This window comes from Amycolatopsis acididurans (genome assembly GCF_012328925.1).
Classification (GTDB): Bacteria; Actinomycetota; Actinomycetes; order Mycobacteriales; family Pseudonocardiaceae; genus Amycolatopsis_E; species Amycolatopsis_E acididurans.
Genome location: NZ_JAAXLS010000024.1, coordinates 53922 through 80258 on the forward strand (window position 1 = coordinate 53922; position 26337 = coordinate 80258).

Below are 26337 nucleotides of genomic sequence, written 5' to 3' on the forward strand. Positions count from 1 at the left end.
AAAACGCTAGCCGATCGGCAAGGTCATCAACAAGCCGATCGGCTAGTGTGTGACTAGCCGCACGGCTAGGGGTTTCGCGGTTGCCTCTTGGTGAAAAGGCCACGTATCCTCGGCCTGCTCACAGGGAGGTCAGATGACGGCCGAAGCGGCCAGCGCGACGTCGCGTGGCCAGGAGGGCACCCGCGCGCGCCTGCTCGCGACCGCGTTGCGGCTGTTCTCCGAGCACGGTGTCGAGGGCACGTCGCTGCAGATGATCGCCGACGCGCTCGGGGTCACGAAGGCCGCCGTGTACTACCACTTCAAGACCAAGGACGAGATCACCGAGGCGGTCGCCGAGCCGGGCCTGCGGGAGCTCGACCAGATCGTCACCGAGGCCGCCGCGATGCGCAGGCCGGGTGCCCGGATCGACCATCTGCTGGCCGGTTTCGTGGACGTCGTGGTGCGCTACCGCTCGCTCGTCGCGCTGGTCAGCCGCGATCCCGGCGTCATGCGTGCGCTCACCCGGTCGTGGTCGGGGCGGGAGAACTTCAGCGTCCGGATGACGGAGATCCTGACCGGTCCGGACGGCGGGGTGAGCCGGGCGGTGGCCGTGCACGCGGCGATCGCCGGAATCGCGCTGACCGGCGGTGCGCACGATTTCGCCGGTATCGAGGACGACAAGCTCCGCGAGAGCCTGCTGGAGGTCGGGCGCAAGCTGCTCGGCAGGCCGAGAAAGGTCAGGTCAGGGGCAGCTTGAGCACGGTGGCCGCCTCGGTGAAGCCGAGGGCGCGGTAGTAGTCGCGGGCGCACCGGGTGGGCACGAGGACCTCGATCGCGCCGGCCGCGCGTGCGCGGGCGACGACCGCGTCGACGAGTTGTCTGCCGACGCCCCTGCCGCGGTGCTCCGGGGCGACCATGAGTTCCTGCAGTTCGCACACCTGGCCGCCCGCGTAGAAGACGAGGAACCGGGTGGCGAGCGCGTAGCCGATCACGGCGCCCTCGTCGTCGGCGACCAGCAGGTCGGTGCCGTCGTAGGTCTGGGCTAGCAGATACTCGTAGTCCCGGTCGAAGGCCTGGCGCCGCGCCGGGTAGCCGGTCACGAACTGCCGGAGCAGCTCGAACACGGCATCGGCGTCGGTGACGTCCGCGGGCCTGATGTGCACGCCCTTATTGTGCTGGCTCGCGCAGGAAGCGGGGTGGCACGTGCGCGGTGAGCCAGACCCCGTTCGCACTGACGCGGAACTCGTGGGGCTGATGTCGTGCGGCGTGTGCCGGAGGTGGCGGGAAAGCCGCTTGGAGAGCGCTACCGGTCCGTCGTCGTCCAGGGACGCTCAGGCGCCGCCCTCGGTGGCGGGCTTGAGCAGCCGCGCGCCGGGGCCGAACTTCGCCATCTGGTCGTCCTGGTTGTACAGCCCGCACGCCCGCAGCGACAGGCAGCCGCAGCCCACGCACCCGGTCAGCCGGTCCCGCAGCCGCCGCAGGGCGTCGATCCGCGCGTCGAGCTCGTCCTGCCAGGTGCGGGACAGGCGCGCCCAGTCGGCCTTGGTGGGGGCGTGGTCGTGCGGCAGGGTGACCAGTGCCTCGCTGATCTCCTCCAGGCTCAGGCCCACCCGCTGCGCCGCGCGGATGAACGCGATGCGCCGCAGTACGGAGCGCGAATACCGTCGTTGGTTGCCCGCGGAGCGCTCTGAGAAGATCAGCCCGCGGTCCTCGTAGAACCGTAGGGCCGTATGCGGCACGCCGCTGCGTTCCGCGACCTGCCCGATGCTGAGGTGGTCGGCAAGCTTGCTCACGCCGCCAGCTTAGCCCGAACTTCAACTTAAGTCGAGGTTGACCACCGGCGCCGACCGGCGGTGGAAGCCGGTCCACAGTGGATCAATACAGAAACGTGCCGGGGCGAGCACAACTTGTCGAATCAGCCCGCGCGGCCGTCCACAAAGGACTTTTGAACATTGCGGAACAGCACGGTCACCCGCTGTCGCCGGGAGCGGTCATGTCGGTCCGAGCATCGCGCCGGGCAGTAAGCGGCACAACGACTCGGCACTCACCTGCAGATCCTCGGCCGCGGCGGCGGCCTGCTCCAGTTCGCTGCGCACGGTCTGGTGGCGTGGCAGCCCCAGCTCGTTCTCGGATTGCGTCAGCACCGGGCAGTCGCGTAACTGGTCGAGAATGCGGGTGAGTGCCGAGGCGGTGCAGTTCATCCCGTGCATTAGCCTGTGCAACTCGGTGGGGCCGAGGTTCTCGGCCTTGAACCGGCTCAGCTCGGCGGCCAGTTCGGCGGTCAGACTCAGAATCCTGCGCGTGGGCGCCGGTCTGTCGACGCTTTCGGGACGGATCTCGGAACTGCTGTGAGACAGCATCGTCACTCCCTCGGGTTGCCCCCCGAGCCGGTATTTTCCCCCGGACCGGAGGGCCTAAACCGGACTTCGGCGTCTTTGGAGGCCGTTGCCCGGTCCAGCCTAGACTGGACACATGACTCGCGTCGTGATTCTCGATTACGGTTCCGGGAACCTTCGATCCGCCGAACGGGCGGTACAGCGGGTTGGTGCCGACGTCGAGGTGACCGCCGATCGCCATGCGGCGCTGGAAGCCGACGGTCTGGTCGTGCCCGGTGTCGGCGCGTTCGCCGCCTGTATCGAGGGCCTGCGTTCGGTCGGCGGCGACAAGATCATCGGCACCCGGCTGGCCGGCGGGCGCCCGGTGCTCGGCATCTGCGTCGGCATGCAGATCCTGTTCGAACGCGGTGTCGAGCACGGCGTGGAGTCGAAGGGCACCGGTGAGTGGCCGGGCACGGTCGAGCGGCTGCACGCCGACGTCGTGCCGCACATGGGCTGGAACACCGTCCGCGCGCCGGAGGACTCGCAGTTGTTCGCGGGCCTGGATGCCGACACGCGGTTCTACTTCCTGCACTCCTACGCGCTGCGGAAGTGGGAACTCAACTCCGGCCTGCGGGGCCAGCAGCCGAAGGTCACCTGGTCCCACCATGGCGAGGATTTCGTCGCGGCGGCGGAGAACGGGCCCCTGTGGGCGACCCAGTTCCACCCGGAGAAGTCCGGCGACGCGGGCGCGCACCTGCTGGAGAACTGGCTGCGGACGCTCTGAGCGGCCCACCTATAGTGACCGCGTGACTTTCACGCTCCTTCCCGCTGTTGACGTGGCCGACGGCCAGGCCGTGCGGCTCGTCCAGGGCGCCGCCGGCACCGAGACCTCCTACGGCGATCCGCTCGAGGCGGCGCTGACCTGGCAGCGGGACGGCGCGGAGTGGATCCATCTCGTCGACCTCGACGCCGCGTTCGGTAAGGGCTCCAACCGCGAGCTGCTGGCGCGCGTCGTCGGCGAACTCGACGTGCAGGTGGAGCTGTCGGGCGGCATCCGCGACGACGAGTCGCTGCGGGCCGCGCTGGCCACCGGCGCCCGCCGGGTCAACCTCGGCACGGCCGCGCTGGAAGACCCGGAATGGACCGCGAAGGCCGTCGCCACCTACGGCGACCGGGTCGCCATCGGCCTCGACGTGCGCATCACCGACGCCGGGCACCGGCTGGCCGCACGCGGCTGGACCAAGGACGGCGGCGACCTGTGGGAGGTGCTGGAGCGCCTCGACCGCGACGGCGCGAGCCGCTACGTGGTCACCGACGTGAGCAAGGACGGCACGCTCAAGGGCCCGAACCTCGACCTGCTGCGTGAGGTCGCCGCCCGCACCGACGCGCCCGTGATCGCCTCCGGCGGGGTGTCCAGCCTCGACGACCTGCGCGCGCTCGCGACGCTGGCCGACGACGGGGTCGAGGGCTCGATCGTCGGCAAGGCCCTCTACGCGGGTGCGTTCACCCTGCCGGAGGCGCTCGAAGCGGTGCGCTAGGCGTCCAGCTTCACGGCGATCCCGACCGTGCGGTCCTTCGGGCCCCGCAGACGGCTGAAGAACATCGTCACGCGCCCGAAGACGCCGTAGTCGCGCGCGATGACGTCGAGCGCGTGCGCCGTGCGCTCGGCGTCGAGCAGCCGCGCCCGACCGGGCACCGCGGGCCCGTGCGTCTTCGAACCGCGCAGGTCGCAGGCCTGCACGAGCACCTTGCCGTCGTTGCGGATGCGCTTGACCTTGCCCGCCTTGCGCTCGGAGAAGATGACCAGTTCACCGTCGTCGGTGGCCGCCCACACCGGCGTCGGCACGGCCGTGCCGTCCTTGCGGTAGGTGGTCAGCAGCACGTACTTCTCGGCGCCCAGCCGTTCGGCCTCGGTTGTCATACCGCCCAAAATAGTCAGGTTCACGGCGTGCGGCGGTGCAACGTGGCCGCGCCGAGCACGAGCGCGAGAAGTGCGCACCCGGCCACGACCAGCAGGTCGCGCCACAGCGTCACGTCCACTGTGGACGAGCCGGTGATGCGGCTGAGCGCCTCCACGGCGTAGGACAGCGGCATCACGTCCGACAGCCAGTTCAGCACCCAGCCCATCGAGCCGCGCGCCGCGAACAGGCCGCACAGCAGCAGCTGCGGCAGCACGAACACGGGCATGAACTGGATCGCCTGGAACTCGGTCGTGGCGAAGGCGCTGACGAACAGCCCGAGCGCGACGCCGAGCAGCGCGTCGAGCACCGCGATCGCCAGCAGCAGCCACAGCGAGCCCTTGATGTCCAGGCCCAGCCAGCTCGCCGAGATCGTGGTGGCCACCGCGACCTGCACGATCGCGAGCAGCCCGAACGCGATCGCGTACCCGAACAGTAGGTCCAGTTTGTGGATCGGCAGTGTCATCAGCCGTTCGAGCGTGGTCGTGGTCCGCTCGCGCAGCGTGGTGATCGAGGTGATCAGGAACATCACCGTGAACGGGAAGATGCCCAGCAGGGCGGGCGCGGTGTGATTGAACGCCACGGCCGTGTCGAGCACATAACGCAGCAGCACCATCAGCACCGAGGGCACCGCGATCAGCAGCACGACGGTGCGCGGATCGTGCCGGAGCTGGCTGAGGATGCGGCGCGTCGTGGCGAGCGTCATCGCGAGGTTCATGAGTGTGCGGCCTCCTTGTCGCGGATCAGCCGGAGGAAGGCCTGTTCGAGGTCGGCGGAGCCGGTGCGCTCGCGCAGTGCCGAGGGCGAGCCGGTGGCCAGCACCCGGCCCTCGCGCATCAGCAGCAGCTGATCGCAGCGCGCGGCCTCGTCCATCACGTGACTCGACACGAGCAGCGTCGTGCCCCGCGCCGCGAGGGTGCGGAACAGTTCCCACAGGCTGTCGCGCAGCACGGGGTCGAGCCCGACCGTGGGCTCGTCGAGCACCAGCAGCTCCGGGGTGCCGAGCAGGGCGATGGCGAGGTTGGCGCGGCTGAGTTCCCCGCCGGAGAGGTTGCCGACCAGGCTGCCCGCCTCGGCACCGAGATCGACCTCGGCGATCACCCTGTCCACGTCGGACTTCGGCGCGCGCAGGATCGCGGCGAAGTAGCGCAGCGCCTCGGCGACGGTGAGATCGGCGTAGATCGCGGGATTCTGCGTGGCGTAGCCGATCTTCCGGCGCAGCTCGGGGCTGCCCGCCGGACGGCCGAGCACGTGCACCTGCCCGCCCGCGACGATCTGCACGCCCACGATCGAGCGCAGCACTGTGGTCTTGCCGCAGCCGCTCGGACCGAGCAGGCCGGTCACCTGGCCGCGCGGCACGGCGAAGCTCACGTCGTGCACGACCTCGCGCCCGCCGCGGCGGACCACGAGACCGCCGACGGTGACGGCTGAATTCGTCATGTGTTTAATTCTGCGTCCGCCGAGTTGTCCGGTCAAGGGGCGGACGCCCTCAGGAGGCCGGTTCGATCTCGCCGAACCGGGCGAGCGCGAGAGCCGCCGCGACGGCCAGCACGAACCCGGCGATCGCGATCGGCGCGAATCCGGGACGGGTCGAGTCGCCGAGCGCGACGACCCCGATGACCGAAGGCAGCACGGTTTCGCCGACGACCATGAGTGCGGTGGCGGTGGTGACGCTGCCGCGCTGCAGCGCGGAGGCGTAGAACAGCATCGCGACCACCCCGGCGCCCGCGATCGTGTAGGTCGCCGGATCGGTGAGCACCGCGACGACGCTGCTGGTGTCCAGCACCCGTCCGGCGAGCGCCACCAGCGCGAAGCCCAGCCCGGCGACCAGTCCCAGCGCGGGACCGCGCACCGTGTCCGCCGCGCGGCCGGCGAGCGCGCCGACACCGGCGAGCACGACCGTCGCGACCGCGAGCGCGATGTGGAAGCCCAGCCCGACCGGTTCGGAACCCTCGCTCTGCGCGGACGCCCCGAGCAGCGCGAGCCCGGCGCACACCGCCACGATCGCGGTCCATTCGCGGCCGTGCAGCCGGGCCCCGATCTTGAGCGCGGCCACCGCCGTCACGGCGAGGCTCGCCGCGAGCGCCGCCTGCACGACGAACAGCGGCAGCACCCGCAGCGCCACCAGCTGGGCGATGAAGCCCAGCGCGTCCATGCTCAGCCCGAGCACATAACGCCACTGCCGCAGCACCCGGAACAGCAGCCTCGGATCGACGCCGGCCGCGCCGTCGTCGTCCACCGCGCGCGCCGCGACCGCCTGCAGCACCGACGCCACCCCGTACGCGATCGCCGCGACCAGCGCGCACACCAGACCCCACCACACGGGACCGACCCTATTCAGGGGTGAGGTAGTTCTGCAGCACGGGCGCGATCAACTCGACGATCTCGTCGTCGGTGGCGTCGACCAGCGGCGGTGCCTGCACGACGTAGCGCAGCATCACCAGGCCGATCATCTGTGCGGCGGCCGCGGTCACCCGCAGCGGCGGCACGCCGCGCGCCTCGGCGAGCCGGGCCAGCACGGTGCGCACCATGAACTGCCGGAGCATCGTCGCGGCCTGCTCGTTGCTCGCGACCGACCGCAGCATCGCGAGGAACGGCGCCCGGCCCGCGGGATCGCCCCACAACGCGAGGAACAACCGGGCGACCCGTTCGCCGATCTGTTCCGGCGGGCCGGACAGCAGCAGCGGCAGCTGCTCGGCCGGATCGATCGGGAAGTTCATCGCCACCACGAACAGTTGCTGCTTGGTGCCGAAGAAATGGTGCAGCAGCGCCGCGTTCACTCCCGCTTCGGCGGCGATCCCGCGCACCGTCGCCCCGTCGTAGCCCTGCTCGGCGAAGGCCCGCCGGGCCGCGGCGATGATCTGCTCGCGTGTCTCGGTGGGACCTGGCCGGCGCCCCGCTCGTGCCATGCGGGGATATTAGGACGAAAATCAGGGCCAGTAAGCTGGGGATATGGGCGTAGCGGTAAGGGTCATTCCCTGTCTGGATGTGGACGCGGGGCGCGTGGTGAAGGGCGTGAACTTCGCCGACCTGCGTGACGCGGGCGATCCGGTGGAGCTGGCCCGAATCTACGACGCGGAGGGCGCGGACGAGCTGACCTTCCTCGACGTCACGGCCTCCTCGGGCAACCGGGAGACGACGTTCGACGTGGTCCGCCGCACCGCCGAGCAGGTCTTCATCCCGCTCACCGTCGGCGGCGGCGTCCGCACCTGCGAGGACGTCGACAAGCTGCTGCGCGCCGGTGCCGACAAGGTGGGCATCAACACCGCCGCCATCGCGCGTCCCGAACTGCTGCACGAGGCCTCCCGCCGGTTCGGCTCGCAGTGCATCGTGCTGTCGGTGGACGCGCGCCGCGTGCCCGCGGGGCAGGAGCCGACGCCGTCCGGGTTCGAGGTGACCACCCACGGCGGCCGCCGCGGCACGGGTATCGACGCCGTCGAATGGGCCCAGCGCGGCGAGGAGTACGGGGTCGGCGAGATCCTGCTGAACTCCATGGACGCCGACGGCACGAAGAGCGGCTTCGACCTCGAACTGATCGAGATGACCCGGAAGGTCGTGCGGGTGCCGTTGATCGCCAGTGGCGGCGCGGGTGCCACCGAGCACTTCCTGCCCGCCGTGCGTGCCGGCGCCGACGCGGTGCTGGCCGCCAGCGTGTTCCACTTCGGACAGTTGAAGATCGGTGAGGTCAAGAACGCGCTGCGGGCCGGGGGAGTCGAGGTCCGGTGAGGCAGGCCGCCGTCGAGGTGAAGGTGACGGTCTGGCTGCTGCTCGGGCTCGGTCTCGCCTATCTCGCGCTCGGCATCGTCATCGTGGCCACGTCCGAGGCGTCGCCGCGCACGGTGATCCTGCCCATCGCGAGCGTGATCCTCGGCGGGCTGGTCGCCGGCGGGCTGGCGCTGCGCATGCCCTCGTCCCGCTTCTTCGGGTTCGGGGTCGCCGCGCTGCTGGCGATCCTGCACGCGTTCCTGCTGCTGGGCAGCACGGTCATCTGGTTCAAGATCTTCTCCGGGCTGGTGGCCGCCGGGTACGTCTACACGATCGTCCTGCTCAATTCCGGCCCGATGCGCCGCTATCTGTACGGAGCCACCGCATGAGCCTGGATCCCGAACTGTCCGCGCGGCTCAAGCGCAACGCCGACGGGCTGATCTGCGCGGTGGTGGTCGAGCACTCGACCTCCGACGTGCTGATGGTCGCGTGGATGAACGACGAGGCGCTCGAACGCACGCTGACCACCCGGCGCGGCACCTACTATTCGCGCAGCCGCAAGGAGTTGTGGGTCAAGGGCGAGACGTCCGGGCACACGCAGCATGTGCGTGAGGTGCGCCTGGACTGCGACGCGGACACGGTGCTCGTGCGCGTCGACCAGACCGGCCCGGCGTGCCACACGGGCACGCATTCGTGCTTCGACACCGATGAGCGGCTGCTGCTCGCCGACGAGGGCTGAACGGGCCAAGTTCTCTCTTCTGGGTGAACTTCGGATCTCGTTGTCTGATTCGTTGCCAAGCGTTTCGTTCTTCGGAATTCTATGTCCCCACGGACGAATTCCCTGGAAAGGAGCGCGATCATGAGTGATACGAAAGTCTATTACGAACAACTGCGCGGTAGGGCGCGGCAGTTGGTGACCAGCCTCGACGACACGATGACCGACCTGATGGCGGTGGAGATCGCGATCAACGAGGTTTCCAAGGCGGACATGGACAATCCCGGTGAGATGTCCACAACGGACACTGGTGACATCCGGCATCTGCTGGAGACCGCACAGTTCTCCATCCGCTCCGCGGAACGGATCGCGGTGGAGCATTCCAATGACGTCGAGCAGGCGATGAAGAGGCTCGGCCTGTGGACCGAGGACAAGTTCGACTGAACGGCGGGGTCAATTCGAACGGGTGGAACCGATGTCGCCCGTGAGGTAACGCTGCAAGGTCGGCCCGACCGCGGCCACGACGGTCTCCAGGTCGGCCGAGCCGAGGGGTTCGAACTTCGCGACGTAACGAGCCATGCCGACGCCGATGAGCTGGGACGCGCACAGCGTGGCCCGCAACTGGGGTTGATCAGCGTCGATCGAGGCCACCACGCGGCTGAGGACGTGCTCGATCAGGAAGTCTCGCAGGCCGATGGCAGCCTGGTCGTGGCTGGCCAGACTGCGCACCAGCGCGGGGAACACGCCGCCCGCGGTCGCGTCCCAGACGGTCACGAACCGGCGGACGATCCGCTCGCCGAGCGAGTCGCGGCTGCCCGCGAGCAGTTCGCCGACGAGCTGGCCGGGGTCGAAGGGCAGTTGCAGGACGGCCTGCGCGAACAGTGATTCCTTGCCGCCGAACCAGTGGTTGACCATCGCCGCGTCCACCCCGGCCCGCGAGGCGATGGTCCGCACGGTGGCGCCTTCGTACCCCGATTCGGAGAACACCTCACGGGCGGCCGCCAGCAGGGCGTTGCGCGTGTCCTGTCCGGCGGGCCGCCGTCCTCGCTTGCGGGCCGGCGCGGGGGAGGGGGATTCAGCCGGAGTGTCCGGCGGCGGTGCGACCCCCACGGCCTTGGCCGGCTTGGCGGGGGTGTCGGGTTGTTCGGCGGTGCTCACCAATCCATCATGGCTTGTCAGGGCAAAAAATTCAACGCAGAATGAATTAATGCCCGGTGCGGGTGGCCGTGGGCGTCAGCGGCACAATGGCTGCCATGGTCACTGTCCACTCCGCGAATTCCGCGTCCGGCGGGCTCGGTTCCGCGAGCCCCGCCCGGGACGAATTCCGCGCGCTCGCCGAAGGGCGCCGGGTCATCCCGGTGGTCCGGCGGCTGCTCGCCGACGGGGAGACCCCGGTCGGTGTGTACCGCAAGCTCGCCGCGGACCGTCCCGGCACGTTCCTGTTCGAATCGGCGGAGAACGGACAGTCCTGGTCGCGATGGTCGTTCATCGGGGTGCGCAGTCCCGCCGCGCTGACTGTGCGCGACGGCAAGGCGGTGTGGGAGGGCACCCCGCCCGTCGGCCTGCCCACCGAGGGCAACCCGCTGCAGATCCTGCGTGAGACCGTCGCTGCGCTGCACACCGAGCCGCTGCCGGGGCTGCCGCCGCTGACCGGCGGCATGGTCGGCTACATCGGCTACGACTCGGTGCGCTGGCTGGAAAAGCTCCCGGAGCTGGCCGAGAAGGACCTCGACCTCCCCGAGTTGACCATGCTGCTCGCGACCGACCTCGCGGCCTTCGACCACCACGAGGGCACGGTCACGCTCATCGCGAACGCGGTCAACTGGGACGACTCCCCGGAACGCGTCGACGCCGCCTACGACGACGCGGTGCGCCGCCTCGAGCACATGACCGAGCAGCTGCGCGCGTCCGCACCCTCGACCACCGCGGTCTTCGAGCGCCCTGCGCCCGAGTTCACGCGGCACCGCGCCAAGGAGGACTACCACCGCGCCGTCGAGAAGGCCGTCGAGGCGATCAAGGCCGGTGAAGCGTTCCAGGTCGTGCCCTCGCAACGGTTCGAGATGGCCACCCGGGCCGACGCGCTGGACATCTACCGCGTGCTGCGCACCTCCAACCCGAGCCCGTACATGTACCTGCTGCGGCTGGAGGGCTTCGACATCGTCGGCTCCAGCCCGGAGGCGCTGGTGACGGTGCGCGACGGCCGGGCCACCACGCACCCCATCGCGGGCACGCGCTGGCGCGGCGCGGATCCGGAGGAGGACGCGCAGCTGGCCAAGGACCTGCTGGCCGACGACAAGGAGCGCGCCGAGCACCTCATGCTCGTCGACCTCGGCCGCAACGACCTCGGCAAGGTGTGCAAACCCGGCACCGTGCGGGTGGTCGACTTCTTCACCATCGAGCGCTACAGCCACGTGATGCACATCGTGTCCACCGTCACCGGCGAGCTGGCCGACGACCGGACGGCGTTCGACGCGGTCGCGGCCTGTTTCCCCGCGGGAACGCTCTCCGGTGCGCCGAAGGTGCGTGCGATGGAGCTGATCGAGGAGCTGGAACCGGTGCGGCGCGGCCTCTACGGCGGTGTCGTCGGCTACCTCGACTTCGCCGGCGACGCCGACACCGCGATCGCCATCCGCACCGCGCTGGTGCGGGAAGGGGTCGCCTACGTGCAGGCGGGCGGCGGCGTCGTCGCCGACTCCGTGCCCGACTACGAGGACAACGAATCGCTGAACAAGGCGCGCACCGTGCTCTCCGCGGTCGCCGCCGCGCAGACGATGGCGCCCGCGCGCGCCCTGGATCCCACCGATGACATCGCCAGCGTCCAGTAAGCGTCCTTTGTGGACAGTCGTCGCCGTGCTGTTGCTCGGCGCGGCGGCGCTGTGGGGCGCCTCACGCTTCGTATGGTTCGCCGAACTGACCGACGGCGGCGTCCGCGGCATGATCCTGCAGACCCAGACCGGGGCGCAGCGTTCGGCGGCGCTGCTGCCCCTGGCCGTGCTCGCGGTGGCCGGGGTCGCCGGCATGGTCGCCACCGGCGGCTGGGCACGCAGAGTGCTCGGCATCGTCATGTCCGTCGCCGGACTGGCGGCGTGCTGGGTCGCGATCGACGGCGTCCGGTTCAGTGGTTTTCCCGCCGGCGCACCGGTATGGCAGATCTTCACCGGCCGCGGTCTCGCGCTGCTCGGCGGAATTCTGGTGGTGCTCGGCGGGTTGATCGCCATCAAACACGCTTCCGCGATGCCGCGACTGGGCGCACGCTATGCAGCACCCAGCGTGAAGAAGACCGCGCGGGACCCGGACACCGAGCTGTGGGAGGCGCTCTCCGAAGGCGAAGATCCAACGAGGGACTCGTAACGACGGCTTTTCGTGGCAACCGTCCCATGTTCGACCCGGGACCGAGGCGTGGCACCGGGCGAGTTAGCATCTTTTCTGCGGGAAGGGGAAGGTGTTTGTGAGCCAGCTTTCGAGTGAAATCTTGGGTGATTCCGGAAACGGGGGCACCTGGTGAGCGTTCTCGAAGAAATCGTCGCCGGTGTCCGCGCCGACCTCGCCGAGCGCGAGAAGGCGCTGCCGTTCGACGAGCTCAAGCGTCTTGCCGCCAAGGCGCCCGCGCCGCGGGATGCCGCCGGCGCGCTTCGTGAGTCTTCGATCGGGGTTATCGCCGAGGTCAAGCGGCGCAGCCCGTCCAAGGGTGAGCTGGCCGAGATCGCCGATCCGGCCGCGCTGGCCAAGGACTACGAGGAAGCCGGCGCGCGCGTCATCAGCGTGCTGACCGAGCAGCGCCGCTTCGGCGGTTCGCTCGCCGACCTCGACGCCGTCCGCGCGGTGGTGGACGTTCCCCTGCTGCGCAAGGACTTCGTCGTCAGCCCGTACCAGGTGCACGAGGCCCGTGCGCACGGTGCCGACATGGTGCTGCTGATCGTCGCCGCGCTGGAGCAGAACGCGCTCGTCGCGCTGCTGGACCGCGTCGAGTCGCTCGGCATGGCCGCACTGGTCGAGGTGCACAACGCCGAGGAGGCCGACCGCGCGCTGGAGGCCGGCGCCCAGGTGATCGGCATCAACGCCCGCAACCTGCACACACTCGAAGTGGACCGCGACGTGTTCGGCAGGCTGGCCCCCGGGCTGCCGTTCGACGTGACGAAGGTCGCCGAGTCCGGCGTCCGCGGCCCCGGCGACCTGATGGCCTACGCCGGGCACGGCGCGGACGCCGTGCTGGTCGGCGAGGGACTCGTCGCGTCGGGCGACCCGAAGGGCTCGCTGATCAAGCTCGTCACCGCCGGTTCGCACCCCGCATGCCCGAGGCCCAGCCGATGAGCGAGCAAGAACGCAACGAGCACGACCCGGACGAGCGCGGCTACTACGGCCCCTACGGCGGCCGGTTCATGCCGGAGGCGCTGATCGGCGTCGTCGACGAGGTGGCCACCGAGTACGACAAGGCACGCGTCGACCCGGATTTCGTCAACGAGTTCAAGCGGCTCCTGCGTGACTACGCCGGCCGTCCCTCGCTGTTGACCGAGGCCCCGCGTTTCGGCGCGCACGCCGGTGACGCGCGGATCTTCCTCAAGCGCGAGGACCTCAACCACACCGGCTCCCACAAGATCAACAATGTGCTGGGCCAGGCGCTGCTCACCAAGCGGATGGGCAAGAAGCGCGTCATCGCCGAGACCGGCGCCGGCCAGCACGGGGTCGCCACGGCCACCGCGTGTGCCCTGCTCGACCTCGACTGCGTGGTCTACATGGGCGAGGTCGACACCGAGCGGCAGGCGCTGAACGTGGCCAGGATGCGGCTGCTGGGCGCCGAGGTCATCCCGGTCAAGACCGGTTCGCGCACGCTGAAGGACGCGATCAACGAGGCGCTGCGGGACTGGGTCACCAACGCCGACACCACGCACTACCTGTTCGGCACCGCCGCGGGCCCGTACCCGTTCCCGACGATGGTGCGCAACTTTCACAAGATCATCGGCGAGGAAGCCCGCGCGCAGGTGCTGGAACAGACCGGCAGGCTGCCCGACGCCGTCGCGGCCTGTGTCGGCGGCGGTTCCAACGCGATCGGCATCTTCCACGGTTTCATCGACGATCCGGACGTGCGGCTCGTCGGGCTGGAGCCGGGCGGCGAGGGGCTGGACACCACGCGGCACGGCGCGACGCTGACCAAGGGCACGCCGGGCAACCTGCACGGCGCGATGTCGTACCTGCTGCAGGACGAGGACGGCCAGACGCTCGAGTCGCACTCGATCTCCGCGGGGCTGGACTACCCGGGCGTCGGCCCGGAGCACGCGTGGCTCAAGGACACCGGGCGCGCGGAGTACCGGCCCATCACCGACGCCGAGGCGATGGACGCGTTCCGGCTGCTGGCCCGCACCGAGGGCATCATTCCGGCGATCGAGTCGGCGCACGCGCTCGCCGGTGCTCTGCAGCTGGGCCGGGAGCTCGGCCGCGAGGCGCTGATCGTGGTGAACCTGTCCGGTCGCGGCGACAAGGACATGGACACCGCGGCCCACTATTTCGGATTGGTGGACCCGCAGTGAGCCTCGCTTCGCTTTTCGAGCAGACCCGTGACGGGGGCCGGGGTGCGCTGGTCGGCTACCTGCCCGCCGGATACCCGACGGTCGAGGAGTCCAAGGCGCTGATCGGCGCGATGGTCGACAGTGGCGCGGATCTGGTCGAGGTCGGCGTGCCGTACTCGGACCCGGTCATGGACGGGCCGACCATCCAGCTGGCGGCCGGCCAGGCGCTGAAGAACGGATTCCGGCTCAAGCACCTGTTCGAGGTCGTGGAGTCGGTGTCGGCGCGCGGTGGGCGTGCGGTGGTGATGACGTACTGGAACCCGGTGCGCCGCTACGGGGTGGACGCGTTCGCGCGGGACCTGGCCGCGGCGGGCGGGCTCGGCATGATCACGCCGGATTTGATCCCGGACGAGGCCGGCGAGTGGATGGCCGCGTCGGAGCAGCACGGGCTGGACCGGACCTTCCTGGTGGCGCCCTCGTCCTCGGAGGAGCGGCTGGCGCTGACCACGCGGGCGTCGTCGGGTTTCGTGTACGCGACGGCGGTCATGGGCGTCACCGGTGCGCGCGAGCAGGTCGGCTCGGGCGCGGCGGAGCTGGTGCGGCGCGTCAAGGCGCACACGGACCTGCCGGTCGGTGTCGGGCTGGGCGTGAAGTCCCGCGAGCAGGCGGCGGAGGTCGCCTCGTTCGCCGACGCGGTGATCGTCGGCTCGGCACTGGTGACCGCGGCGGGCGAAGGCCCTGCGTGCGTGCGTGCCCTGACGGAGGAACTCGCCGAGGGCGTGCGCGCGGCCTGACGCGCGGCACTTGCCGTTGGCGGTGAACTACCGTGGCCGCACTGCCTGACGTCGAGCCCGACTGCATCGTGCCGCGGCACCAGGGCGAGTGGACCGTTGAAGAGGTCCTCGACCTGCCGGAGGACAAGGGCAACCGGGTCGAGCTGGTCGACGGATCGCTCCTGGTGAGCCCGGCGCCGACCACGAGGCACCAGCACATCCTGTAAGCACTTCAGCGTGGCCTGTGGGACGCGGGTGGTCCGGATGTCGAGCTGTGCCCGGGATCAATGTCCGCCTGACCGAGCGCCGGTTACTCATCCCGGATCTCGTCGTCGTGACGTGCCCAGGTGAGGATCTCGTCTACGTTTCGGCGGCAGATGTCCTGCTCGCTGTCGAGATCGAGTCCCCGTCGAGCAAGATCACGGACCGGTTGCTCAAGCGGCAGCTCTACGCCGAGGCGAACGTCCCGTACTACCTTCTGGTGAGTCCGGCGGCGCCGGTCGAGGCGACGCAGCTGGAGCTGACCGACGGCGAATACCGCGATCACCCGCAGCGAAGCCGGAAAACTCACCTTCGCCCGTCCCTTCGCGGCGACCGTCGACCTCGCCTGCTGAGCGGGAAAAGCCCGTGAAAGGCTGGCCTCCATGGCCAAGCCTTCACCCCTGCAAGTACGCAACATCATCATCGCCGTGGCGTCGGCCGCCGTGGCGTTGTGGAACGGTTTCCGGGGCGGGCCGTGGTGGCTGACCGCGATTTTCGGGGTCGGTTGCGTGCTCGCGGCGGCCTCCGCGGTGCTCAACGAGCGGCCTTGACGCCACCGCCACCGGCGCACACGTTACGGTGACCGCGTGCATACCGCCTCGGCTGCGTTCCTCGCGACCATCCCCAGCCCGGACCGCGGGGTCTGGTACCTCGGTCCGATCCCGATCCGCGCCTATGCCCTGTGCATCATCGCCGGCATCGTCGTCGCCATCTGGTGGGGCGAACGGCGCTGGCAGCAGCGTGGCGGCAGCAAGGGCGCGATCATCGACATCGCCGTGTGGGCCGTGCCGTTCGGACTCGTCGGCGGCCGGCTCTATCACGTCACCACCGACTGGTGGCGCTACTTCGGCGCCGGCAAGGACCCGGTCAAGGCGCTGTACATCTGGGATGGCGGCCTCGGCATCTGGGGCGCGATCGCGCTCGGCGCGCTCGGCGCGTGGATCGGCTGCCGCCGCAAGGGCATTCCGCTCCCGGCGATGGCGGACGCGGTCGCGCCGGGCATCATCGTCGCGCAGGCCATGGGCCGCATCGGCAACTACTTCAACCAGGAACTCTACGGCGCGCACACCACGCTGCCCTGGGGCCTGGAGATCTACCAGCGCTTCGACCCGAACAACCCGACGATCCCCGACCAGGGCCCCAACGGCGTCGCGTTCGGCGACATCCCGTTGCCGGAAAGCCCGGTGCACCCCACCTTCCTGTACGAGCTGATCTGGAACCTGCTGATCGCCGCGCTGCTGGTGTGGGCCGACCGCCGCTTCAAGCTCGGCCACGGCCGTGTGTTCGCGCTCTACGTCTCCGGCTACACGCTCGGCCGGTTCTGGATCGAGCTGATGCGTACCGACGATGCCACGCACGTGCTCGGCCTGCGGGTCAACGTGTGGACCTCGATCATCGTGTTCCTGCTGGGACTGGCCTACTTCGTGCTGGCGCGCAAACGCGGCCCGCGCGAGGATCCGGAGTTGCTGCGCACCGAGCCGCCGGAACCCGACGACGAGACCGGCGACACGGTGGAGAGCGACGACACGGTGAAGACCGACAGCGCGACGAAGAGCGACAGCGCCACCAAGACCGACGGCGGCGAGTAGCTACAGGTCCGGCAGGCCGAGGTCGAGGTTGGGCGCCTGCAGCCCGCCGTCGACCTCCAGCACCTTGCCCGTGACGTAGGCACCCGCCTGCGATACCAGGTACACGATCGTCGCGGCGATGTCCTCGGGGTCGCCGAGGCGGTGCAGCGGCGTGGCCGACTCCATCTTCTCGCGCAGTTCCGGGTTGCCCGCCACGATCTCGAGCGCGGACGTGACCACCGAGCCGACGGCGATCGCGTTGACCCGGATGCGCGGCGCGAGATCCAGCGCGGCGAGCCGGGTGTAGTGCGCGAGGGCGGCCTTCGCGGTGCCGTAGGCGGCGAACCCGCGCCCGGCGATCCGGCCCATGTTCGACGAGATGTTCACGACCGCGCCACCCCCGGCCGTCAGCATCGCCGGGGCCGCGGCGGTGGTGAGGGCGTGCGCCGTCGACACGTTGAACCGGAACGCCTCCTCGAGGAACTCGGGCGTGGTTTCCAGTAGTGGGCGAGGGTAGGTGCCGCCGACGTTGTTCACCACGATGTCCAGCCGCCCGAACGTGTCCACGGCCGCTTTCGCGAGCGCCGCGGCGGCGTCGGGATCGCTGAGATCCGCGGGCACGACGTGTGCCTTGCGCCCGGCGTCGGCCACGCGGGCGGCGACCTCGTGCAGATCGGACTCGGTACGGGAGGAGATGACGACGTCGGCGCCGGCCTCGGCCAGCCCGACCGCTGCCGCGGCGCCGATGCCGCGGCCCGACCCGGTGATCACGGCGACCTTGCCGGCCAACCGGAAACGTTCGAGAATCATGGCGAAAACGATAACACGTTCTACTTGTCGCGAGTAGGTGTCACGACGAGGTCTCCGCCGGGAGGCCGCGGAGCCGGGCGGGACGAACAGATCGTCCACTGTGGCCAGTGCAAGCCTCTACAATGGACACTTGGTCATGTCGCCTTCCCTCGCGAAGACCGGAGAACGGCCACGAAGAACGGCGCTCCGGTGAAGGCCGTGACCACGCCGAGCGGCAGTTCGCCCGGCAGGACCGTGCGTGCCACCTGATCGGCCACGACGAGGAACACCGCGCCACCGGCCAGCGAAAGCGGCAGCAGGACGCGGTGCGCGCCGCCCGCCAGCAGCCGCACCAGATGCGGGACGACGATCCCGACGAACCCGATCAGCCCGCTGACCGACACCGCGGCCGCCGTCGCGAGCGAGGCCGCCGCCAGCACCACGGCCCGGATCAGGCCCGGCCGCATCCCGAGCGAGGTGGCTTCGGCGTCGCCGAGGGCCAGCACATCCAGCGGTCGCGCCACAACGCACAGCACGAGGGCCGCGAGCGCGATGTAGGGCAGCGCGGTCAGCACCTCGTGCCAGCCGCTGACCGCGAACCCGCCGAGCATCCAGGTGTAGACCTGGCGGATGGTCTCGGTGTTGAGCTGCTGGGCGAAGGTCTGCACGGCGGCGAGGAACGCGCCGACCGCGACCCCGGCCAGCAACAGCGTCGCGGTGCCGCTGCCCGCGGAACGGCCGAGCAGCCAGCTCAGCCACACGCCGCCGAGCGCGCCCGCGAACGCGGCCGGCTGCACCCAGCCGGTCGCGGCGGGCGCCAGCACGACCACGAGTGTCGCGGCCATGCCCGCCCCGGCCGAAGACCCGAGCAGGTACGGATCGGCCAGCGGATTGCGGAACACGCCTTGGAAAGTCGCGCCCGCGACCGCGAGCGCCGCACCGACGAGCGCGGCCAGTAGCACTCTGGGCACGCGCAGCTGCCACACGATCGCGGCTTCCCGTTCCGACAGCGGAGACATCCCGCCGGTCAGTTGCGCCCAGATCTCGCCGAGGACGCGCTGCCAGCCGAGATCCGCGGCACCGAGCACCACCGCGACAACGAGCACGGCCAGCAGCACGAGCGTCGCGAGAACGGCGGTGCGCGGGCGTAGCCGGGTCACTGCGCGCCGGCGAGTGCGCCGGCGACGGCGCGGACGAGATCGACGATGCGCGGGCTCCACCGGGAGGCGATGTCGTCGTCGAGCGGGAACACGTGTCCCGCGCGCACCGCGGTCAGCGTGTTCCAGCCGGGCCGTGCGGCGACCGTCTGCGGGTTCTGCCCGCAGCATGTGCTGTCCGCGAGAAAGATGAGATCCGGATTGGACTGCAAAATGCGTTCTGCAGATAGCTGCGGATAACCGCCGGAAATCCCCGGGTCGTTCCCGTCGGCGATGTTCTTCAAGCCGAACCGGCTCAAAACACTGCCGATGAATGTGGCCGACGTCGCCGAGTAGTACGTCTGATCGATCTCGTAGTAGTACGTCAGCGGTTTCGCCGGTTTGGGCGCATCCGCGACGATTTTGTCGATATCGCTCCGCGTCTGCCGGGCCAGGCTCTCGCCTTCGGCCTGGTGACCGGTCGCCCTGCCGAGCTGAACGAACTGGTCGTAGGCCTCGTCGAGGCTCTTCGCCGCGGGCATGACCAGTGTTTTCGCGCCGATCTTGGCCAGCGCGGCGGACAGTCCGTTCTGGTCCGCCGAGGCGATCACCAGATCGGGGTGGTAGCTCGCGATCGCCTCGGGATCGGGGCTGAGCGCGGAAAGCCGCGTGTGCGGTGCCTCCGGCGGGTAGTCCGACTGCGAATCGACGGCGACGACCTCTTTACCGGCGCCCACCGCGAACAACGTCTCCGTGGCGGACGCGGACAGCGACACGATCCTGGTGGGCCGGCGGTCGATGGTCACCGGGCCGATGGTGACCGGGAACGTGGCCTCGGTGTCCGGGGCGGCGGTGGAGTCCTGATCCGCCGGGTGACTGGCGCAACCCGCCAGAACCAGCAGTAACACCAGGATGATCGGCGGAAACCTGCGCGACATGTGAAACCTCGGTTGCTCGCCCGGCGTGGCGCCGTGCCGTTACCGAGCACGCCGCACCTCTGCGCCGGAGGTGAAGGGCGTGGCGCGCGCGGCAGGCGACCTGGCTCGGGTTCCACGGACCGTAGTGAAACCATCACAGTTGCGGCACAGCACCGGATTCGCACCGGTTTCGCTGCCGTTCGCGTCACTGGTCAACAGGCCGCTGACCAGCGTGAGGAACGCTACCACCGCTCGCTATGGCGGTCCGGCACATGGTTCACGTAATCTTGAAAGGATTGAGCGCGAGCTACGCTGGGAAGCAGACTCAGCGGAACGAGCCCATCAAGACCGATGTCGTTCGTCGCAGCCAGATCGTTACCTCCTCGATGAGAAAATCCACACTCCGAGAGGGTGCCGTCGTGTTTCCTGGGTGTTAAGGTCGCGCTAATCAGCGGGCCATCGTCGTCCCGAGCACAGCAACCGGGGGAACTTTCCGAACTGAGCACGAAGACGACGAAGGAGGTCCCCGCATGATCTTCTCCGCCAATCCAGGCAAGCAGGGTCTGTACGACCCTGCCACCGAACAGGACTCCTGTGGTGTCGCCATGGTGGCTGATATCCGCGGGCGGCGTTCACACAGAATCATCACCGATGGATTGACGGCGCTGACGAACCTCGATCATCGCGGAGCCGCCGGGGCCGAGCCCACTTCCGGTGACGGAGCCGGGATCCTGCTGCAGCTGCCGGATCAGCTGCTGCGCGCCGAGGCCGGTTTCGCACTGCCCAACCCGGACGCTCGCGGGCACCAGCGCTACGCCGCGGGCATCGCGTTCCTGCCCGTCGACACCGACCAGAGGGCGAAGGCGGTCGCCCTGATCGAGCGGCTCGCCGAGGAAGAGAGCCTCGACGTGCTGGGCTGGCGCGAGGTGCCGGTCGACGCCGACGCGGCCGACATCGGCCCGACGGCGCGGTCGGTGATGCCGCACTTCGCGATGCTTTTCGTGGCGGGCAAGGCCGACGCCGACGGCGTGCGCCCGGCCGGCGTCGAGCTGGACCGGCTCACCTTCTGCCTGCGCAAGCGCGCCGAGCACGAGAGCGTGGTCGCCGAATGCGGCACGTACTTCCCGTCGCTGTCGTCGCGAACCCTGGTCTACAAGGGAATGGTCACCCCGGAGCAGCTGCCCGCGTTCTTCGCGGACCTGCGTGACGAGCGGCTGGAGAGCGCGATCGCGCTGGTGCACAGCCGGTTCTCCACCAACACCTTCCCGTCCTGGCCGCTGGCGCATCCGTTCCGGTTCGTCGCGCACAACGGTGAGATCAACACCGTGCGCGGCAACCGCAACCGCATGCGCGCCCGCGAGGCGCTGCTGGAGACCGACCTCATCCCCGGCGATCTGTCCCGGCTGTACCCGATCTGCTCGCCCGACGCGTCGGACTCCGCCTCCTTCGACGAGGTGCTCGAACTGCTGCACCTGGGCGGGCGCAGCCTGCCGCACGCGGTGCTGATGATGATCCCGGAGGCGTGGGAGAACCACGCCACCATGGACGCCGAGCGCCGTGCGTTCTACCAGTTCCACGCGAACCTGATGGAGCCGTGGGACGGCCCGGCGTGTGTCACGTTCACCGACGGCACGCTCGTCGGCGCGGTCCTCGACCGCAACGGCCTTCGTCCCGCGCGCTGGTGGCGCACCGCCGACGACCGCGTCGTGCTGGCCAGTGAGGCCGGTGTGCTCGACGTGCCGCCGGACCAGGTGGTCGCGAAGGGCCGCCTCAAGCCGGGCCGGATGTTCCTGGTGGACACCGAGGCCGGCCGTCTCGTCGAGGACAACGAGGTCAAGACGGGACTCGCGCGCAGCCGGCCCTACGGCGAGTGGGTACACGCCGGGCTGCTCCAGCTGGCCGATCTCGCCGACCGCGATCACGTCACGCAGACCCACGACTCGGTGCTGCGGCGCCAGCTTTCCTTCGGCTACACCGAAGAGGAGCTGAAGATCCTGCTCGCGCCGATGGCGAGCAAGGGCGCGGAGCCGATCGGATCGATGGGCACCGACACCCCGCCCGCGGTGCTGTCCAAGCGATCCCGGCAGCTCTACGACTACTTCAAGCAGGGCTTCGCCCAGGTGACCAACCCGCCGCTGGACGCGATCCGCGAGGAGCTGGTCACCTCGATGAGCCGGATCATGGGCCCGGAGTGCAACCTGCTCTACCCCGGTCCGGCCTCGTGTCGGCACATCCAGCTGCCGTACCCGGTGATCGACAACGACGAGCTGGCCAAGCTGATCCACATCAACGACGACGGCGACCTGCCCGGCTTCGCCTGCACCGTCCTGTCCGGACTGTTCGAAGTGGACGGTGGAGGCAAGGCGCTGGCCGAGGCGATCGAGCGGGTGCGCCGTGAGGCGTCCGAGGCGATCGCGGCCGGTGCGCGCACGCTGGTGCTCTCCGACCGCGACTCCGATCACCGGATGGCGCCCATCCCGTCGCTCCTGCTGGTCTCCGCGGTGCACCACCATCTGGTGCGCACCAAGGAAAGGCTGCGCGTCGCGCTGGTCGTGGAGACCGGTGACGCCCGCGAGGTGCACCACATCGCCTGCCTGCTCGGCTACGGCGCGGCCGCGGTGAACCCGTACCTGGCCTTCGAAACCATCGAAGACATGATCAACCAGGCCACCCTCACCGGCGTCGAGTCGCGCCAGGCCGTGCGCAGCTACGTCAAGGCGCTGGTCAAGGGCGTGCAGAAGATCATGTCCAAGATGGGCATCTCGACGGTGAGCGCCTACACCGCCGCGCAGGTCTTCGAGGCCGTCGGCCTGTCGCAGGAACTGCTCGACGAGTACTTCACCGGCACCAGCTCGAAACTGGGCGGCGTCGGACTGGACGTGCTCGCCGAGGAGGTCGCGATCCGGCACCGGCGCGCCTACCCGGACAACCCGACCGAGCGCGTGCACCGGCGGCTGGACTCCGGCGGCGAGTACGCCTACCGCCGTGAGGGCGAGCTGCACCTGTTCACGCCGGAGACGGTGTTCCTGCTGCAGCACGCGTCCAAGAGCCGTCGCGAGGAGGCCTACCGCGCCTACACCGACGAGGTCCACCGCCTCGCCCGCGACGGCGGGATGCTGCGCGGGCTGTTCAAGTTCCGCCACGAGGCCCGTCAGCCGGTGTCGATCGACGAGGTCGAGTCGATCGAGTCGATCTGCAAACGGTTCAACACCGGTGCGATGTCCTACGGTTCGATCTCGGCCGAGGCGCACCAGACCCTTGCCATCGCGATGAACCGCATCGGCGGCCGCTCCAACACCGGTGAGGGCGGGGAAGACCCCGAGCGGCTCTACGACCCTGAGCGCCGCAGCGCGATCAAGCAGGTCGCCAGCGGCCGGTTCGGCGTCACCAGCGAGTACCTCGTCAACGCCGACGACATCCAGATCAAGATGGCGCAGGGCGCCAAGCCCGGCGAGGGCGGTCAGCTCCCGCCGAACAAGGTGTACCCGTGGATCGCACGCACCCGGCACTCCACGCCGGGCGTCGGGCTCATCTCCCCGCCGCCGCACCACGACATCTACTCGATCGAGGATCTCGCGCAGCTGATCCACGACCTGAAGAACGCCAACGAACAGGCCCGCATCCACGTGAAGCTGGTCAGCTCGCTCGGCGTCGGCACGGTCGCGGCAGGCGTGTCCAAGGCGCACGCCGACGTGGTGCTCATCTCGGGGCACGACGGCGGCACCGGTGCCTCGCCGATGAACTCGCTCAAGCACGCCGGCACGCCGTGGGAGGTCGGGCTGGCCGAGACGCAGCAGACGCTGATGCTCAACGGCCTGCGCGACCGGATCACCGTGCAGGTGGACGGTGCGATGAAGACCGGCAGGGACGTGGTGATCGCCGCGCTGCTCGGAGCCGAGGAGTACGGCTTCGCCACCGCGCCGCTGATCGTGTCGGGCTGCATCATGATGCGCGTCTGTCACCTCGACACCTGCCCGGTCGGCGTCGCTACGCAGAACCCGGAGCTGCGCAAGCGCTACACCGGACAGGCCGAGCACGTGGTCAACTACTTCCGGTTCGTCGCGCAGGAAGTGCGGGAAACCCTTGCCGTGCTTGGGTTCCGCACGCTCGACGAGGCCATCGGCCGGGCCGACGTGCTCGACGTGGACGAGGCCGTGGAGCACTGGAAGGCCAAGGGACTGGACCTCTCGCCCGTCTTCGAGATGCCCACCGACACCCCGTACGGCAGCGCGCGGCGCAAGATCCGCGAGCAGGACCACGGTCTGGAGCACGCGCTGGACCGCACGCTCATCCAGCTCGCCGAGGCGGCGCTGGAGGACGCGCATCCGGTGCGCCTCGAACTGCCCGTGCGTAACGTCAACCGCACCGTCGGCACGCTGCTCGGCTCGGAGATCACCCGCCGCTACGGCGGATCGGGCCTGCCGGATGGCACCATCAACGTCCGGCTCACCGGTTCGGCGGGCCAGTCGCTCGGCGCGTTCCTGCCCCGCGGCGTGACGCTGGAGATGGTCGGCGACGCCAACGACTACGTCGGCAAGGGCCTGTCCGGCGGGCGGATCATCGTGCGGCCGCATCCGGACGCGACGTTCGCGGCGGAGCGTCAGGTGATCGCGGGCAACACCCTGGCCTACGGCGCGACCGCGGGCGAGATGTTCCTGCGCGGTCAGGTCGGCGAGCGGTTCGGCGTCCGCAACTCCGGCGCCACCATCGTGGCCGAGGGCGTGGGCGACCACGCTTTCGAGTACATGACCGGCGGCCGGGCGGTCGTGCTCGGGCCGACGGGCCGCAACCTCGCGGCGGGCATGTCCGGCGGCATCGCCTACGTGCTCGACCTCGACCGGGGCAACGTCAACGACGAGATGGTCGACCTGCTGACGCTGGAGCCGGACGAGGCGGCCTGGCTCAAGGAGATCGTGCGGCGTCACCACGACCTCACGCGCTCCACCGTCGCCGCGTCGCTGCTGGGTGACTGGCCGCGCCGCTCGGCGTCGTTCACGAAGATCATGCCGCGCGACTACGCGCGGGTACTGGAAGCGATGAAAGCGGCGAAGGCAACGGGGCGCGACGTCGACGAGGCAGTGATGGAGGCTGCTAATGGCTGACCCCCGGGGCTTCATGAAGTTCGAGCGCGAGGAGCCGAAGAAGCGCGCCAAGGACGAGCGGGCCGGTGACTGGCGCGAGGTCTACGCACAGTCCTCTTCGGACGAACGCAACAAACAGGTGCGCACCCAGGCAACGCGGTGCATGGACTGTGGCATCCCGTTCTGCCACTCCAGCAGTTCGGGCTGCCCGCTGGGCAACCTGATCCCGGAATGGAACGACCTGGTGCGCCAGGGGCACTGGGCGGCGGCCAGCGAACGATTGCACGCCACCAACAACTTCCCGGAGTTCACCGGGAAGCTGTGCCCCGCGCCGTGCGAATCGGGCTGCGTGCTCTCGATCTCGCCGTTGTCCGCCGGGCCGGTGGCGATCAAGCGGATCGAGGCCACCATCGCCGAGCAGTCGTGGGAGATGGGCATCGTCGCGCCGCAGGTCGCCGAGGTCTCCTCGGGGCAGCGGGTCGCGGTCGTCGGGTCCGGTCCCGCCGGTCTCGCCGCGGCGCAGCAGCTGACCCGCGCCGGGCACGAGGTCACCGTGTTCGAGCGGGACGACCGGCTCGGCGGGCTGCTCCGCTACGGCATTCCCGAGTTCAAGATGGAGAAGAAGCACCTCGACCGCCGGCTGGCGCAGCTGCGCAAGGAGGGCACGCAGTTCGTCACGGGCTGCGAGGTCGGGGTCGACATCACCGTCGAGGAGCTGCGGGCCCGTTTCGACGCGGTGGTGCTCGCGGTCGGCGCGCTGCGCGGCCGGGACGACCACAGCACCGAAGGGCGCGGGCTCGAGGGCATCCACCTCGCGATGGAGCACCTCGTGCCGGCCAACAAGCAGTGCGAGGGCGACGGGCCGTCGCCGCTCGACGCGCACGGCAAGCACGTCGTGATCATCGGCGGTGGCGACACCGGCGCCGACTCCTACGGCACCGCGGTCCGGCAGGGCGCCGCGTCGATCACCCAGCTCGACCAGTACCCGATGCCGCCCACGACCCGCGACGACGACCGGTCGCCGTGGCCGACCTGGCCGTACATCCTGCGCACCTACCCGGCGCACGAGGAGGGTGGCGAGCGGAAGTTCGGCGTCGCGGTGCGCCGGTTCGTCGGCGACGAGAACGGGCACGTACGCGGCATCGAGTTGCAGCACGTGCGGGTGTCGCGCGATCCGGAGACGGGCGTGCGGCAGGTCGTTCCGGTCAACGACGCGATCGAGGAGATCCCGGCCGATCTGGTGCTGCTGGCCATCGGGTTCGAGGGTGTCGAGCAGATGCGGCTGCTCGACGATCTCGGTCTGGAGCTGACCAAGCGGGGCACGCTGTCGTGCGGGCCCGACTGGCAGACCGAGGCTCCCGGCGTGTTCGTCTGCGGTGACGCGCACCGCGGCGCCTCGCTCGTGGTCTGGGCGATCGCGGAAGGCCGTTCGGTCGCGAACGCGGTCGACACCTACCTCACCGGCGCGTCGGACCTGCCCGCTCCGGTGCACCCGACGGCGCTCCCGCTCGCCGTGGTCTGACGGCCGTGAGGGGCCCCTCGCGTTGGGGCCCCACATGGTCTGGGCCATTACGCCGTTCGGCGGTCACCCTGCGACCGAATGGCAGCATTGCCTGGATCGATACTGCCAACC

Annotated in this window: 30 protein-coding genes and 1 riboswitch; of the genes, 18 read left to right on the forward strand and 12 right to left on the reverse strand. The window is 69.8% G+C overall.

Translation table 11 applies throughout. From position 1 onward, the window contains the following. The first annotated feature begins 133 nt into the window (after window positions 1-133). Window positions 134-736: a TetR/AcrR family transcriptional regulator gene (locus tag HFP15_RS27160; protein WP_168519586.1), complete on the forward strand. Its 603-nt coding sequence runs from the start codon at window positions 134-136 to the stop codon at window positions 734-736. Here HFP15_RS27160 and HFP15_RS43600 read toward each other — a convergent pair. The 3 genes from HFP15_RS43600 to HFP15_RS27180 form a co-directional block, all read right to left on the reverse strand. Further along, window positions 717-1142: a GNAT family N-acetyltransferase gene (locus HFP15_RS43600; RefSeq protein WP_168519587.1), complete on the reverse strand. Its 426-nt coding sequence runs from the start codon at window positions 1140-1142 to the stop codon at window positions 717-719. The genes HFP15_RS27160 and HFP15_RS43600 overlap by 20 nt on opposite strands. A 168-nt stretch (window positions 1143-1310) precedes the next feature. Beyond that, on the reverse strand, window positions 1311-1772 hold the full coding sequence (gene soxR / locus HFP15_RS27175; protein ID WP_168519588.1) for a redox-sensitive transcriptional activator SoxR: 462 nt from the start codon (window positions 1770-1772) through the stop codon (window positions 1311-1313). 198 nt (window positions 1773-1970) lie between these two features. Next, a complete protein-coding gene (locus HFP15_RS27180) occupies window positions 1971-2339 on the reverse strand; it encodes a hypothetical protein (RefSeq protein WP_168519589.1) in 369 nt (122 codons plus the stop codon). Between the two features lie 112 nt (window positions 2340-2451). On the opposite strand from HFP15_RS27180, the gene hisH reads away from it, so the two are divergent. Together hisH and priA are read left to right on the forward strand one after the other, a co-directional pair. Continuing rightward, the gene (hisH, locus tag HFP15_RS27185; RefSeq protein ID WP_168519590.1) at window positions 2452-3081 is read left to right on the forward strand and encodes an imidazole glycerol phosphate synthase subunit HisH; all 630 of its coding nucleotides are present in this window, start codon (window positions 2452-2454) and stop codon (window positions 3079-3081) included. Window positions 3082-3103: 22 nt separating this feature from the next. Beyond that, window positions 3104-3835 (forward strand): bifunctional 1-(5-phosphoribosyl)-5-((5-phosphoribosylamino)methylideneamino)imidazole-4-carboxamide isomerase/phosphoribosylanthranilate isomerase PriA, encoded by a 732-nt coding sequence (gene priA, locus HFP15_RS27190; protein ID WP_168519591.1) that lies wholly within the window; start codon window positions 3104-3106, stop codon window positions 3833-3835. On the opposite strand, the gene HFP15_RS27195 is transcribed toward priA, so the two are convergent. Genes HFP15_RS27195 through HFP15_RS27215 form a run of 5 tightly spaced genes read right to left on the reverse strand, consistent with a single transcriptional unit; the run spans window position 3832 to window position 7164 of the window. Continuing rightward, the gene (locus HFP15_RS27195) at window positions 3832-4218 is read right to left on the reverse strand and encodes a PPOX class F420-dependent oxidoreductase (protein WP_168519592.1); all 387 of its coding nucleotides are present in this window, start codon (window positions 4216-4218) and stop codon (window positions 3832-3834) included. The two genes, priA and HFP15_RS27195, sit on opposite strands and share 4 nt — an antisense overlap. A 20-nt stretch (window positions 4219-4238) precedes the next feature. Next, window positions 4239-4973 (reverse strand): ABC transporter permease, encoded by a 735-nt coding sequence (locus HFP15_RS27200; RefSeq protein ID WP_168519593.1) that lies wholly within the window; start codon window positions 4971-4973, stop codon window positions 4239-4241. Further along, complete coding sequence (locus tag HFP15_RS27205; protein ID WP_168519594.1) at window positions 4970-5695, reverse strand: ABC transporter ATP-binding protein; 726 nt, start codon at window positions 5693-5695, stop codon at window positions 4970-4972. The genes HFP15_RS27200 and HFP15_RS27205 overlap by 4 nt, the downstream gene beginning before the upstream one ends. Window positions 5696-5744: 49 nt before the next feature. Further along, on the reverse strand, window positions 5745-6578 hold the full coding sequence (locus tag HFP15_RS27210) for a DMT family protein (RefSeq protein WP_168519595.1): 834 nt from the start codon (window positions 6576-6578) through the stop codon (window positions 5745-5747). Between the two features lie 10 nt (window positions 6579-6588). Next, window positions 6589-7164: a TetR/AcrR family transcriptional regulator gene (locus HFP15_RS27215; RefSeq protein ID WP_168519596.1), complete on the reverse strand. Its 576-nt coding sequence runs from the start codon at window positions 7162-7164 to the stop codon at window positions 6589-6591. Window positions 7165-7207: 43 nt separating this feature from the next. Between HFP15_RS27215 and hisF the strand changes: the two genes are divergently transcribed. The 4 genes from hisF to HFP15_RS27235 all read left to right on the forward strand — a co-directional run bounded on the left by hisF (window position 7208) and on the right by HFP15_RS27235 (window position 9119). Next, the gene (gene hisF / locus HFP15_RS27220) at window positions 7208-7981 is read left to right on the forward strand and encodes an imidazole glycerol phosphate synthase subunit HisF (protein WP_168519597.1); all 774 of its coding nucleotides are present in this window, start codon (window positions 7208-7210) and stop codon (window positions 7979-7981) included. Next, window positions 7978-8349 carry a hypothetical protein gene (locus HFP15_RS27225; protein ID WP_168519598.1) on the forward strand — a complete coding sequence of 124 codons (372 nt, stop codon included), beginning with the start codon at window positions 7978-7980 and terminating at the stop codon, window positions 8347-8349. The genes hisF and HFP15_RS27225 overlap by 4 nt, the downstream gene beginning before the upstream one ends. Further along, entirely contained in the window at window positions 8346-8699 is a 354-nt protein-coding gene (hisI, locus tag HFP15_RS27230) for a phosphoribosyl-AMP cyclohydrolase (protein WP_168519599.1), read from the forward strand. The genes HFP15_RS27225 and hisI overlap by 4 nt, the downstream gene beginning before the upstream one ends. A gap of 120 nt (window positions 8700-8819) precedes the next feature. Next, a complete protein-coding gene (locus HFP15_RS27235) occupies window positions 8820-9119 on the forward strand; it encodes a hypothetical protein (protein ID WP_168519600.1) in 300 nt (99 codons plus the stop codon). 9 nt (window positions 9120-9128) lie between these two features. Here the strand turns inward: HFP15_RS27235 and HFP15_RS27240 are convergent, their stop codons facing one another. Then, entirely contained in the window at window positions 9129-9785 is a 657-nt protein-coding gene (locus HFP15_RS27240) for a TetR/AcrR family transcriptional regulator (RefSeq protein ID WP_168519630.1), read from the reverse strand. 143 nt (window positions 9786-9928) lie between these two features. Here HFP15_RS27240 and HFP15_RS27245 point away from each other — a divergent pair, with 143 nt between their 5' ends. From HFP15_RS27245 to lgt, 9 genes are all read left to right on the forward strand, one after another. Further along, window positions 9929-11500 carry an anthranilate synthase component I gene (locus HFP15_RS27245; protein ID WP_168519601.1) on the forward strand — a complete coding sequence of 524 codons (1572 nt, stop codon included), beginning with the start codon at window positions 9929-9931 and terminating at the stop codon, window positions 11498-11500. Beyond that, window positions 11478-12026 (forward strand): Trp biosynthesis-associated membrane protein, encoded by a 549-nt coding sequence (locus HFP15_RS27250; protein ID WP_168519602.1) that lies wholly within the window; start codon window positions 11478-11480, stop codon window positions 12024-12026. Before HFP15_RS27245 ends, HFP15_RS27250 begins: the two co-directional genes overlap by 23 nt. A 150-nt stretch (window positions 12027-12176) precedes the next feature. Continuing rightward, window positions 12177-12986: an indole-3-glycerol phosphate synthase TrpC gene (gene trpC, locus HFP15_RS27255; protein WP_168519603.1), complete on the forward strand. Its 810-nt coding sequence runs from the start codon at window positions 12177-12179 to the stop codon at window positions 12984-12986. After that, window positions 12965-14200 carry a tryptophan synthase subunit beta gene (gene trpB, locus HFP15_RS27260; RefSeq protein ID WP_168519604.1) on the forward strand — a complete coding sequence of 412 codons (1236 nt, stop codon included), beginning with the start codon at window positions 12965-12967 and terminating at the stop codon, window positions 14198-14200. Before trpC ends, trpB begins: the two co-directional genes overlap by 22 nt. After that, on the forward strand, window positions 14197-14973 hold the full coding sequence (trpA, locus tag HFP15_RS27265) for a tryptophan synthase subunit alpha (RefSeq protein WP_168519605.1): 777 nt from the start codon (window positions 14197-14199) through the stop codon (window positions 14971-14973). The genes trpB and trpA overlap by 4 nt, the downstream gene beginning before the upstream one ends. A 32-nt stretch (window positions 14974-15005) precedes the next feature. Continuing rightward, a complete protein-coding gene (locus HFP15_RS42985) occupies window positions 15006-15179 on the forward strand; it encodes a hypothetical protein (RefSeq protein WP_246272067.1) in 174 nt (57 codons plus the stop codon). A 17-nt stretch (window positions 15180-15196) separates the two neighbouring features. Next, a complete protein-coding gene (locus HFP15_RS42990; protein WP_376768898.1) occupies window positions 15197-15583 on the forward strand; it encodes a Uma2 family endonuclease in 387 nt (128 codons plus the stop codon). Window positions 15584-15596: 13 nt separating this feature from the next. Beyond that, on the forward strand, window positions 15597-15764 hold the full coding sequence (locus HFP15_RS27275; RefSeq protein ID WP_168519606.1) for a hypothetical protein: 168 nt from the start codon (window positions 15597-15599) through the stop codon (window positions 15762-15764). Between the two features lie 36 nt (window positions 15765-15800). Continuing rightward, window positions 15801-16802, forward strand: a complete 1002-nt coding sequence (lgt, locus tag HFP15_RS27280) for a prolipoprotein diacylglyceryl transferase (protein ID WP_168519607.1) — start codon at window positions 15801-15803, stop codon at window positions 16800-16802. Here lgt and HFP15_RS27285 read toward each other — a convergent pair whose 3' ends face one another. The 3 genes from HFP15_RS27285 to HFP15_RS42995 form a co-directional block, all read right to left on the reverse strand. Then, entirely contained in the window at window positions 16803-17591 is a 789-nt protein-coding gene (locus HFP15_RS27285; protein WP_168519608.1) for an SDR family oxidoreductase, read from the reverse strand. A gap of 134 nt (window positions 17592-17725) precedes the next feature. After that, the gene (locus tag HFP15_RS27290) at window positions 17726-18730 is read right to left on the reverse strand and encodes a FecCD family ABC transporter permease (RefSeq protein ID WP_312871766.1); all 1005 of its coding nucleotides are present in this window, start codon (window positions 18728-18730) and stop codon (window positions 17726-17728) included. Continuing rightward, window positions 18727-19644 (reverse strand): ABC transporter substrate-binding protein, encoded by a 918-nt coding sequence (locus tag HFP15_RS42995; protein ID WP_246272068.1) that lies wholly within the window; start codon window positions 19642-19644, stop codon window positions 18727-18729. The genes HFP15_RS27290 and HFP15_RS42995 overlap by 4 nt, the downstream gene beginning before the upstream one ends. 73 nt (window positions 19645-19717) lie before the next feature. After that, window positions 19718-19871, reverse strand: a riboswitch (cobalamin riboswitch). A gap of 282 nt (window positions 19872-20153) precedes the next feature. Between HFP15_RS42995 and gltB the strand changes: the two genes are divergently transcribed. Then, on the forward strand, window positions 20154-24725 hold the full coding sequence (gltB, locus tag HFP15_RS27295; protein WP_168519610.1) for a glutamate synthase large subunit: 4572 nt from the start codon (window positions 20154-20156) through the stop codon (window positions 24723-24725). Continuing rightward, on the forward strand, window positions 24718-26226 hold the full coding sequence (locus tag HFP15_RS27300; RefSeq protein ID WP_168519611.1) for a glutamate synthase subunit beta: 1509 nt from the start codon (window positions 24718-24720) through the stop codon (window positions 26224-26226). Before gltB ends, HFP15_RS27300 begins: the two co-directional genes overlap by 8 nt. The last annotated feature ends 111 nt before the right edge of the window (window positions 26227-26337 follow it).

Bases quoted from the DNA above. Each gene is read 5' to 3' on its own strand.
- HFP15_RS27160 (WP_168519586.1), top strand. From the start codon at position 134: ATGACGGCCGAAGCGGCCAGCGCGACGTCGCGTGGCCAGGAGGGCACC.
- HFP15_RS27180 (WP_168519589.1), bottom strand. From the start codon at position 2,339: ATGCTGTCTCACAGCAGTTCCGAGATCCGTCCCGAAAGCGTCGACAGA.
- hisH (WP_168519590.1), top strand. From the start codon at position 2,452: ATGACTCGCGTCGTGATTCTCGATTACGGTTCCGGGAACCTTCGATCC.
- HFP15_RS27195 (WP_168519592.1), bottom strand. From the start codon at position 4,218: ATGACAACCGAGGCCGAACGGCTGGGCGCCGAGAAGTACGTGCTGCTG.
- HFP15_RS27200 (WP_168519593.1), bottom strand. From the start codon at position 4,973: ATGAACCTCGCGATGACGCTCGCCACGACGCGCCGCATCCTCAGCCAG.
- HFP15_RS27205 (WP_168519594.1), bottom strand. From the start codon at position 5,695: ATGACGAATTCAGCCGTCACCGTCGGCGGTCTCGTGGTCCGCCGCGGC.
- HFP15_RS27215 (WP_168519596.1), bottom strand. From the start codon at position 7,164: ATGGCACGAGCGGGGCGCCGGCCAGGTCCCACCGAGACACGCGAGCAG.
- hisF (WP_168519597.1), top strand. From the start codon at position 7,208: ATGGGCGTAGCGGTAAGGGTCATTCCCTGTCTGGATGTGGACGCGGGG.
- hisI (WP_168519599.1), top strand. From the start codon at position 8,346: ATGAGCCTGGATCCCGAACTGTCCGCGCGGCTCAAGCGCAACGCCGAC.
- HFP15_RS27235 (WP_168519600.1), top strand. From the start codon at position 8,820: ATGAGTGATACGAAAGTCTATTACGAACAACTGCGCGGTAGGGCGCGG.
- HFP15_RS27245 (WP_168519601.1), top strand. From the start codon at position 9,929: ATGGTCACTGTCCACTCCGCGAATTCCGCGTCCGGCGGGCTCGGTTCC.
- HFP15_RS27250 (WP_168519602.1), top strand. From the start codon at position 11,478: ATGACATCGCCAGCGTCCAGTAAGCGTCCTTTGTGGACAGTCGTCGCC.
- trpB (WP_168519604.1), top strand. From the start codon at position 12,965: ATGCCCGAGGCCCAGCCGATGAGCGAGCAAGAACGCAACGAGCACGAC.
- HFP15_RS27275 (WP_168519606.1), top strand. From the start codon at position 15,597: ATGGCCAAGCCTTCACCCCTGCAAGTACGCAACATCATCATCGCCGTG.
- HFP15_RS27285 (WP_168519608.1), bottom strand. From the start codon at position 17,591: ATGATTCTCGAACGTTTCCGGTTGGCCGGCAAGGTCGCCGTGATCACC.
- HFP15_RS42995 (WP_246272068.1), bottom strand. From the start codon at position 19,644: ATGTCGCGCAGGTTTCCGCCGATCATCCTGGTGTTACTGCTGGTTCTG.
- gltB (WP_168519610.1), top strand. From the start codon at position 20,154: ATGATCTTCTCCGCCAATCCAGGCAAGCAGGGTCTGTACGACCCTGCC.
- HFP15_RS27300 (WP_168519611.1), top strand. From the start codon at position 24,718: ATGGCTGACCCCCGGGGCTTCATGAAGTTCGAGCGCGAGGAGCCGAAG.